Origin of the sequence: Rhodococcus sp. ENV425, assembly GCF_002887785.1 — a bacterium.
GTDB lineage: Bacteria > Actinomycetota > Actinomycetes > Mycobacteriales > Mycobacteriaceae > Rhodococcus > Rhodococcus aetherivorans.
On the sequence record NZ_PCZU01000059.1, the window covers coordinates 17,286 to 23,289 of the forward strand.

At 69.8% G+C, this 6,004-nt stretch carries 6 protein-coding genes; 3 read left to right on the forward strand and 3 right to left on the reverse strand.

The window, feature by feature from the left end; genetic code table 11:
• The 3 genes from CQZ88_RS04485 to CQZ88_RS04495 all read left to right on the forward strand — a co-directional run.
• Positions 1–1,369: ABC transporter ATP-binding protein (locus CQZ88_RS04485; protein WP_258008441.1), on the forward strand; the 1,369-nt coding region annotated here is incomplete at its 5' end.
• Entirely contained in the window at positions 1,362–2,312 is a 951-nt protein-coding gene (locus CQZ88_RS04490) for an ABC transporter permease (protein ID WP_006945380.1), read from the forward strand. The genes CQZ88_RS04485 and CQZ88_RS04490, both read left to right, overlap by 8 nt.
• A gap of 5 nt (positions 2,313–2,317) precedes the next feature.
• Positions 2,318–3,307 (forward strand): ABC transporter permease, encoded by a 990-nt coding sequence (locus CQZ88_RS04495; protein WP_044476452.1) that lies wholly within the window; start codon positions 2,318–2,320, stop codon positions 3,305–3,307.
• A 12-nt stretch (positions 3,308–3,319) separates the two neighbouring features.
• Here CQZ88_RS04495 and CQZ88_RS04500 read toward each other — a convergent pair whose 3' ends face one another.
• The 3 genes from CQZ88_RS04500 to CQZ88_RS04510 all read right to left on the reverse strand — a co-directional run bounded on the left by CQZ88_RS04500 (position 3,320) and on the right by CQZ88_RS04510 (position 5,870).
• Entirely contained in the window at positions 3,320–4,252 is a 933-nt protein-coding gene (locus CQZ88_RS04500; RefSeq protein ID WP_006945361.1) for a cation diffusion facilitator family transporter, read from the reverse strand.
• Positions 4,253–4,321: 69 nt separating this feature from the next.
• Entirely contained in the window at positions 4,322–5,467 is a 1,146-nt protein-coding gene (locus tag CQZ88_RS04505; RefSeq protein WP_102799309.1) for an aromatic acid exporter family protein, read from the reverse strand.
• Complete coding sequence (locus tag CQZ88_RS04510) at positions 5,454–5,870, reverse strand: DUF3151 domain-containing protein (RefSeq protein WP_029545418.1); 417 nt, start codon at positions 5,868–5,870, stop codon at positions 5,454–5,456. Before CQZ88_RS04510 ends, CQZ88_RS04505 begins: the two co-directional genes overlap by 14 nt.
• Between the last annotated feature and the right edge of the window lie 134 nt (positions 5,871–6,004).

Here is a 6,004-nt window from a genome sequence, read left to right on the forward strand (position 1 = left end):
GCAGTTGCGCGCGCTCCGTGGCCGCGACATCGGGTTCGTATTCCAGGATCCGCTGAGCAACCTGCATCCACTCATGCCGGTCGGCCGACAGATCGGCGAGGCCATCACCGCGCACAGGCGCGTCGACCGCGCGACGCTGCGACGCCGCGTCGTCGAACTCCTCGACGAGGTGGGCATCGCCCGCGCGCGGGACCGGATCGACGACTACCCCGTGCACTTCTCCGGCGGCATGCGCCAACGGGTGATGATTGCGATCGCGATCGCGAACGATCCGCAGCTCGTCATCGCCGACGAACCGACCACAGCCCTGGACGCGACGGTACAGTCCGCGATTCTTGGTCTGCTGCAACGCCTTCGGCAGGACCATCATATGGCGCTCGTGCTGGTCAGTCACGACCTCGCCCTGGTGTCGGACGTCGCGGACGACGTGGTGGTCATGCACCGCGGGCAGGTCGTCGAAGCCGGCCCGGCGGATCGGGTGTACACCGCACCCGCGCACCGCTACACCGAGGCCCTGCTCGCGGCCCGGCACCGGCCGGTGGCCCCACCCGTCGGTGCGCGGCCGCACCGCGCCGAACTACTGCGGGCCGAGAATGTCTCGAAGAGTTTCCGCACCGGAGGCCGCAGACGCCATCAGGTGCTCGCCGACGTCGACCTGTGCATCGGTGAAGGCGAAATCGTGGGCCTGGTAGGCGAATCCGGTTCCGGCAAGTCCACGCTCAGCCGCATCGTCGCGGGGCTCGAGACCGCCGACTCGGGCATCCTGCATTTTCGCGGCTCTCCGTATGTGCGTCCGGGACGGCAGCGCGTCGCGGTGGAGCCGCACGTGCGTCGGTCGATCCAGATGGTGTTCCAGGATCCGTACGGCAGCCTGAACCCGCGGCGCAGCATCAGCGAGATCCTCACCGCACCGTTCGAGCTGGCGGGGGAGTTCACCCCGGTCGAGATCCGGCGAAGAATCGGCGAATTACTCGCGCGCGTGGGCCTTCCCGGCGGATTCACAGCCCGATATCCGGCACAGCTGTCCGGTGGTCAGCGCCAGCGTGTCGCGCTCGCCCGGGCTCTCGCGCTGGATCCGGCCCTGATCGTCGCCGACGAACCGGTCTCGGCGCTGGATATGTCGACCGCTCGGCAGATCGTCGACCTGCTCCGCGCCTTGCGCGACGAGCAGGGAACCTCACTGCTGTTCGTCTCGCACGACCTCGGCGTCGTGTCCGCGCTGTGCGATCGGGTCGCTGTCCTGCGCGACGGCATGATCGTCGAGCAGGGGTACACCGACGAGATCTTCGCCGCGCCCCGGCACGAGTACACCCGCACCCTGTTGAGTGCCGTCCCCGGCCACGCTCGAAGGGACACCGTCGATGCCTGAACCGTGGACGAAGCTCGTCGGCCTCGGCGCCGTGGACGCCGAAGCCCCACCGGTGTCCCGCGGCGAGGCGATCCGCGCACTGATGCAGGACCACTCCGCTCGGTTCGGAGCATGGACGGTGCTGCTGGTGATCGTGGCCGCTGCGGCGGCACCGCTCGTCGCTGCGGTCGTGGGGCATGGACCCACGGAACAGTTCCGGCAGGAGGCCCTGGACGCATCCGGCATACCGGTCGGACCGTCCTTCGGGTTCTGGCTCGGTGCCGACGGGGAAGGGCGCGACGTGCTGGTGCGCACGCTGTACGGCGCGCAGATCTCGTTGCTCGTAGGGATTCCCGCCACCACGTTGGCGATGGTGATCGGGACGGTCGTCGGTCTCACGTCGGGGTTCATGGGAGGCGCCTTCGATCGGGTGACAGGTCAGGTCATCGACGTGGTGTTGTCGTTTCCGTTCGTCGTGACCGCGCTGAGCCTGCTGGCACTCAACCGAGGCGGGGACGGCAGACCGGTCATCAGCCCGGTCCTGGTGGTGATCGCGATCATCTCCGCGTTCTCGTGGACGTTCTTCGCGCGCCTGAGCCGGGGCATGGCGGTGGCGCTGCGGTCGCAGCCGTTCGTCGACGCAGCGGTGACCCTCGCGGCGGGCCGGCGGTACATCCTGTTCCGGGAGATCCTCCCGAACGTCGTGCCGGTGATCGCGGTGTACTGGGCCGTGCAGTTGCCCACCAACATCGTCGCCGAGGCCACGCTGTCGTTCCTCGGGGTCGGTATCCAAGCCCCGACGCCGAGTCTGGGAAACATGATCGCCGACGCCCAACGCACCTCGATCTATCAGGTACAGCCCTGGTATCTCCTCGGTCCCGCCGTGGCCCTGTTCGTCGTCGTGCTCGGCTTCAACACGTTCAGCAGCGGCCTGCGCAACGTCCTCGACCCCGGAAAGCGGTGAGATCGATGTTCCGGCAATTTCTCGCTCTCGTCACCCGATCGGCGACCACGCTCCTGCTCGTGCTGCTCGCCGCCTTCGCGATCACACGCGTCGCCTATCGGGATCCCGCGACGATGCTCGCGCCGCGCAACGCCACTCAGGAGAGCATCGACGCGGTGGCCCGCGCCTTGCGCCTGCACGAACCGTGGTACGTGCAGTTGAAGAACTACCTGCTCCGCGGCCCGGACATCCAGGGCGCGCCGATGGGACTCGCCCATTGGCCACCCGCCCTCGGGTACTCGTTCCGGCAGCAGACACCGGTGACGGACCTGATCCTGTCGAAGGTGCCGGTGACCGTCTCCCTGGCCTTGGGCGCCCTGGTGATCTGGATGACGCTCTCGATCGTGCTGGGCGTCGAAGCCGCCCGCCGGCCGGGCTCGGCAGTCGATCACGGCCTGTCTGCCCTGTCCTACGTCGCATTGTCGCTGCCGACGTTTCTCACCGGCATGTTGCTGTCGTATTTTCTGTTCTTCACGCTGTCGACCCACGGGCTGTATCTCTTTCCCAGCAGCGGGTACGTGCCGTTCGCGGAGAACCCGTTCGAGTGGGCACGGCACCTGCTGCTGCCCTGGCTGACACTGACCATCGCGGAGATCGGCATCTTCCAGCGGGTGGTGCGTGGGTCGATGCTCGAAGTCCTCGACGCCGACTACATCCGGACTGCGCGGGCGAAAGGACTGTCGGAGAACGCCGTCCACTACCGGCACGGGTTGGATGCGGCGTTGAACCCGGTGATCACCCTGGGCGGTCTCGAGCTTGCGGCGATCATGGGTGGGGCGATCGTGACCGAGACGATCTTCGGCCTGGACGGCGTGGGCCGACTGGCGATCACGGCGGCGCTCGAGGGGGATTTCCCCGTGGTGATCGGCACCACCGTGTTCGCCGCAGCCGTGTTCGTCCTGTGTTCGCTGGTGGTCGACGGCGTCACCCGCCTACGGGAGCCCTCCCTGGCGTGAGCAGCCTCGGCCCTACCAGGTGACGTTCTCCTCGCAGCGCCGCCCGTTGACGGTCGTCTCCACCTGGACGGTGGCGTGCTCGAGCCCGTGGGAGGTGAGGACGGCGCGGGCCGACTCGAGCACCCACTGCCCGTCGTGGTCGCTGATCAGGTGCACGGTGGCGACGTCCATGCCGGTGGTAAGGGTCCACACGTGCAGGTCGTGGACGCCGGTGACGCCGGGCAGGGCGGACAGGTCGGCGCGCACCCCCTCGACGTCGAGGTGGGCGGGCGAAGCCTGGGTGAGGATGCGCAGCGACGCCGCGGCCAGGCGCACCGCCCGCGGCACCACCCACAGGGAGATGAGGACGCCGACGACGACGTCGGCGAGGCTCCAGTCGAACAGCAGCACGAGGGCACCGGCGACGAGCACCCCGACGCTGCCGACCGCGTCGGCGAGCACCTCGAGGTAGGCGCCGCGCACGGCGAGGCTGTCCTTGGCGTCGGCCCGCAGGAGCAGCATGACGACGAGGTTGGCGGCCAGGCCGGCCGCCGCGGTGACCACCAGCGCCGTCCCGGGGATCTCCGGGGCGTCACCGATGCGGCGGATCGCCTCGTAGAACACCCACACCGCCACCGCTAGCAGCAGCGCGGCGTTCGCCATGGCGGCGAGTACCTCGGCGCGGTGCCACCCGAAGGTGCGCGCGGCCGCCGTGCTGCCCCGCCGGGCCAGGATCAACGCGACCATGCCCATGGACATGCCCACCACGTCGGTGAGCATGTGGCCGGCGTCGGCGAGCAGGGCCAGCGAGTCGATCCACAGGGCGACGCCCGTCTCGAGGATCAGGAACGCGACCAGGACGACGAGGGCGATCGCCATCCGCCACAGCCGTCCCTTCGACGGGCCGGCCCCGCCGGGAGTGCTCGTCCCGGAATGGCCGTGCGAGTGGCCGTGTCCGACGCCCATGGTCCTCCCTCCGAAGTTTCGGCAATCATATGCAGACATACGCATATGTTCAACGGAGAGGGGAGCCGCTCAGGACTCGGGGGGATACGCCGGATGCTCCACCGTCGGGGGCAGCGTGGCGATCGCCGAGACCCGCTCGAGGCCGGCCACCTGCAGCAGGTCCACGATCAGCGAACGAATCTGCGCGAACCCCACCGTCGAGGACAGGCCCGCCCCCGCCACGAGGTCCGGCTTCATCTCCCGGGCCACGCTGCGCAGCACCCGGGCCGCCTCCGCCTGATCGGGCTGCTCCCCCGGCTCGGCGAGGACCATCAGCCGCAGCACGTCCACCGCCCCGGCCAGGTCCTCGATGCGCCGCACCAGCCGCGGGTCGAGGATCTCGTCGTCGCGCACGAGCGAGAGCGACCGGCGCGCCAGCACCCGCGTGTTGCGCATGGCGTTGTCGATCGGGTCCGCCGCGGCCATGAGGCGCTCGAGCCGGGGCCGGCTGTTCCAGTACAGCGGCGAGATGCGGCTCACCTCCTTGCCGCCGGAGATGTTGGCGCGCATCGCGTCGATCGCCGACTGCGTGGCCCGGGCCTCCCTGAGGGCCGCCTCGATGGGTTTCGGGTTGTTCTCGACCAGGCCGGCCTCGACCTTGCGCAGCACGTCCGCCGTGGTGGACAGCACGTTCGCCGCCTCCCGCCGCGCCCGGCGCACCGGGTGGGTGGGGATGACGGCGACGACGGCGATGCCGACCAGCCCGCCGATGAGGGCGTCGACCATTCGGTCGATACCCCCGGACCCGCCGGGCGGGATCAGGGTCGCCACCAGCACCGCCGAGTTCCCGGCCTGCATGGAGAAGATCGGGCCGCTGTTGAGCGCGACCGCCGTGCCCATCGCCATCGCGACGACGAGCGCGATCTGCCACGGGCCGCTACCGATGAACGAGATGATCAGGTCGCCGACACCGATGCCCACGGTGACACCGCAGACGAGTTCGACCGACCGTCGCATCCGCGCACCCAGTGACAGCCCGAGCGACACCACCGCCGCGATGGGCGCGAAGAACGGCTGCTCGTGCCCGACCGGCCCCGTGGCGACCCACCAGGCGATGCCCGCTGCCAGCGCGCACTGCAGGATCGGCAGCGCCGAGGAACGCAGGCGGAGCCCCGACGTGCGCAGCCGCCGGCGCGTGCCCACCCTGGTGGGTAACCGGGGACTAATCGACGCCAAGTGCTTCGGCGGCGCGCGGGTCGCAGTCCTCGAGCAGGTCGAGGCAGCGGGCATGCTCGTCGGCCTCGCCGATCTCCTTCGCCGCACGGGCCAGCGTCGCGACGCACCGCAGGAAGCCCCGGTTCGGTTCGTGGTCGAACGGCACGGGACCGAAGCCCTTCCAGCCGTTGCGGCGCAACTGGTCGAGACCGCGGTGGTAGCCGGTGCGGGCGTAGGCGTAGGCCGCGATCGTCTCGCCGCGCCCAAGGGCGGCTTCGGCCAGGTATGCCCAGGCGATCGACGCGGTCGGGTGATCGGCGGCCACCTTCGCCGGGTCCTCGTGGTTCAGCAGCGCCGACTCCGCCTCGTCGTCGCCGGGCAGCAGGGTGGGTTGGGGTCCGAGAAGGTCACCGAAAGACGTCATGGCCACCATTGTGCCCACCGCCCGAAGACGGTCGATAGGCTGCCCGGGAGAACAGCCGTCCGTCCAGCAAGGGGGATCGCGTGCCGGATCCGAAGAACGAAGACACCACCACGTCCCCCCGTCCGGCGACGGAC